The sequence below is a fragment of the Vibrio sp. D173a genome (assembly GCF_030248475.1).
The window spans coordinates 1-4102 of record NZ_JAHGAH010000355.1 but is presented as its reverse complement, the minus strand read 5'-3'; the positions used below and the strand labels follow the sequence as shown (position 1 = coordinate 4102).

Annotated in this window: 2 protein-coding genes; both read left to right on the top strand. The window is 45.5% G+C overall.

What is annotated here, in order from left to right:
• Positions 1-237 precede the first annotated feature (237 nt).
• On the top strand, positions 238-2292 hold the full coding sequence (locus tag KIV40_RS25780) for a carboxypeptidase-like regulatory domain-containing protein (protein WP_285352034.1): 2055 nt from the start codon (positions 238-240) through the stop codon (positions 2290-2292).
• 173 nt (positions 2293-2465) lie between these two features.
• A complete protein-coding gene (locus KIV40_RS25775; protein WP_285352032.1) occupies positions 2466-3881 on the top strand; it encodes an SLC13 family permease in 1416 nt (471 codons plus the stop codon).
• The last annotated feature ends 221 nt before the right edge of the window (positions 3882-4102 follow it).

Sequence of the window (4102 nt, the reverse complement as noted above, 5' to 3'; positions counted from 1 at the left end):
GACAGCCGCTCGCGGGGGCTTTTTTGTATCTTAACCCCCCATCCCTATCCAAATGTACACAATAACAACATTACAAAAAAGTTTAGAACGCAGATCAAATAATCAACAAGCTAAGCATTCATACGGTTGATATAAGCCAAATCGCTTTTTAGAGTGGTTGCCCTTTTACTTGGGAAATCAAGCATCAATGGAGCAAAAGCTTCATGACAAAGGAAACACACTAACAAGGAATATAAAATGCGATTAACCAAAGTTGGCTTAGCAGTGCTCACTGCTCTTTTGGCTAGCGGCTGTAGCGATGACGACTCGACGTCTTCGGCCGCCACACCCGCTAAACTTAACTTCTCCATTCAAGGTATTGCAACCGATGCCCCTATCGCTAATGCACTAATAACAGCAAAAATTGGCGATAGAACCGTTACAACGACGGCAAATGAGACAGGAAACTACTCATTAGATTTCGAATATGACGAAGGCTCGCTGGCGGGGACTGAGATGGTTGAAGTGACAGCGAAAGGTGAAGGTCAACAATCACACATCGAACTCATCGGTCAACTGGGCTCTTTTAACATGTTATTAGAGCAAGCAGGAGACGATAACACGCTGCAGCAAGAGGAATCACCCAGAACCGCTATTACCCAAATTAGCACTGCGATGCACTTTTTAAGTCAGCAATCAGGACAAGAGCTTTCCAATGACGAAGCTTTAGTGGCTGCAGAATCGCAAGTCGATGTTGAGGAACTACTGGAAATAAGTGCCATCATCAAAGTTCTGGCTGACAACCCAGATTATACGCCAGAGGAAGAAAGCAGTATTCTAGATATTCTGAGTTCATCAGAAGAAGGGGTCGAAAAGGCGCTTGAAGAGTACTTCGCTAACAATCAACTTTTGAATGAATCAGGCGAGCTTATTCCTGAGTTTTCTAAAGCTATTGAAGAAGCAAAACAACAAACTATCGATGATCCTCTCGTGACTCCAAGCTTTGATGCTGTTGGTCTTGAAGGTACTTACCTTCTGCACAGTTCAGTCGCCAATGGATGGGTTGCGGGGTATGGTGAGGTCATTCGCATTGATGAAGAGAACCAAGCCTGGCTAAGCGATTCTCAGACACCTTATCAACTCTCATCAGACAAGGATTCGCACTGGAACCTCACTCCAACAGGAAAGCTCTACATATCTACCTTGAACAGCTCTGAAAGCGTTAGTGTTATGTCTGGGGAAGACATCATTCAGCTGTTCGGAGATGAGGCGAAAGAGGTGTTACCAAGTCTCGATACATGGCTGGAGGTGAAGCAAGCACTAAGAGGCATCACTCTAACCAAGTTAACTAAAGGCACTGAAAGCAAAGTCGCGACGACATTCACTTACCAACACATTCTTGATGTTCCGGACTCAGCATCGTTAACTGCCACCACTGAGGTGGATTCAACCGCAGTGTTGAGTAAAACCAATAACGAAAGTGAGATTTGGAAAGAAGCCCCTAGTGGCACATGGGCACTGCCTATCATTGCTGACATGAAAGGAGTCTACGATGAACAGGCACAAGATTACCTAGTTCACCAACAAGTGACGTTAGAAGATAACTCAACTGTTTTAGATTCAGGCGGAGACAATCTAGGAACGTGGCACTTTGAGTCAGGTAAGCTATCGATAAAAGCTTCTGAAGGTTGGGAAGTAACATACTTACCGCATCGCTCTGAGGAGGGCTTGATTAGTGCGTTGGTCACGGTAAGTGTCGACAGTAATGAGCAAAGCACTATCAATTGGTTAGCACCTTTCTCTCAAGAAGAAAGTACCCTTAAAGATGATTTTCTTCAAGAAATGCCTTATGTACTCGGTGCTTGGGTTAACAGTTGGAGGGCCAGCGAGAGTAATGCAGGGTTGCCGGATATCAATACCGTTTATGGTTATACATTTACACAAAGTGGCCAAGCATCCTGGACCTGGACAAGTTATGACGAAGAAGATAACCCGTACTTCATAACGGAATACACTAGATTCCAACAATGGGCATCACCTGAAGAGCATCAATACGTACTTAAAGGTACCAGTGACATGTATGGCTTCATGAGAGAGCGAGAACGCACATGGACGGCAATCAGTACTCTAGAAAATGGACGCCACCTTGTTCTGGAGCAGTCAAACATGCGCCTAGGTTACACCGATGATCAAGAGAGCTTTGAGGAAGGTTACTGGATTTTCCCTCGCATCAATGTACTAAAGCCTATTGATCTCTCTACCTATGCAGAGGCTTATCAGCGAAGTAAAGATAAGGGATCTATCCTCGAGTAGATTTTCCTCTTCCCCTAGCCTCCGACGTTATTAATCTTCGGAGGCTTTTTTGACAAAAAGCAAAACTTTGTTCGAAATTTCGCCTCTCTTTTTCAAACTCGTACTTGCCTCTAAGTACCTAAAAGCGCAATCAATTATTCTGCGTCGAGGGATGATTATAAAAGGGGCTGCTAATGCCAAAGATGAGCGCAGACACACTGGTCAAGTTACTGGTGTGTTTTTTGATTCCACTCGGTGTCTTAATGATGCCGATAGATGCCATTCCAATTGACGATCTCACTCTAATTCAGCATCGCCTTCTGGCTATTTTCCTTCTTGCTGCACTACTTTGGGTTTTAGAACCAGTTCCAGTATTCGCTACTTCAATTCTTATCATCGCACTTGAATTGTTCATGATATCGAACAAAGGCTTACACCTATTTCGCAATCCACCAACGGGACATGATTTGGGTGAGTTAATTGCTTACACCGATATTTTCTCCGCCTTCTCCTCTCCCATCATTATCCTTTTCATGGGTGGCTTCGCTCTCGCTATTGCTGCCTCTAAATACGAGCTTGATAACAACCTTGCTCGTGTACTGCTCAAGCCGTTTGGCACTCAGCCTAAGTTCATCATGTTAGGCTTAATGCTAATCACCGCCGTGTTCTCGATGTTTATGTCGAACACTGCAACAACCGTTATGATGCTAGCTCTCCTTGGCCCCATCGTTGCTTCGGCACCAAAAGGAGACTTGGGGATCAAAGCGCTAGTTTTGTGTATTCCTATTGCCGCTAATACGGGGGGTATCGCAACGCCAATTGGTACCCCGCCTAACGCAATTGCCTTGCAATATTTAACCGGAGAAAACAGCATCGACTTCTTATCTTGGATGATGATGGGCTTGCCTTTTGTCTTAGTGCAACTGACGCTGGCTTGGTTCCTATTGCAAAAGCTCTTCCCTTCCAGCGAACCAGAAATGAAGCTACGCTTGGATGGTAAGTTCAAGAAGAGCTGGCGCGCGATCGTGGTTTATGTCACCTTCGCCATGACCATCCTGCTATGGATGACAACCAAAGTGCACGGCATGAATACCTATGTCGTGGCCATTATTCCGCTTGCGGTGTTCACCTTGACGGGCGTCATGGGCAAAGAAGAGCTCAAGCTTATAAACTGGGATGTGTTATGGTTGGTAGCCGGTGGTATCGCCATTGGTATTGCACTAGATAAAACCGGCTTGGCAGAAGCCCTCGCTCACGCAATAGATTATGAGTCCCTGTCTCCTTTTGCGGTCGTCGTTGCCCTGTCGATCGTGTGTTGGCTGATGGCAAACTTTATGTCTAATACTGCCACTGCGAACTTGTTGATGCCGATTGCAGCGGCGATTGGGGCTTCTATGCCGAGTCTGGTTGCTATCGGTGGCCTACAAGGTTTGTTGGTTGTGGTCGCCTTCTCGGCATCGCTCGGTATGATTTTGCCAGTCTCTACGCCACCTAACTCACTCGCTTACTCAACAGGCTTGATTGAAAGTAAAGACATGGCGAAAGTTGGACTCATCATTGGCTTGATCGGTTTGCTTCTTGTTTATGGCTCCGTACTTGTTCTTACTTAATATCAATGGGGCAACGCTAGCGATCTAGCGTTGCCCGTCAGTATTGCGGATGGCTAAATTTGGATACAACATCACAGCAATCATTAATGAAGTAACCCTCAATATAAAATACATTTACAATCAACCTGTTGAGTAGATACCCCCGTGCATGCACGGGGTACTTACTGTTACAACTCCATGCGGAGTTGACCAGAATCCTTTCCGCCCTGATGCCTAACGTA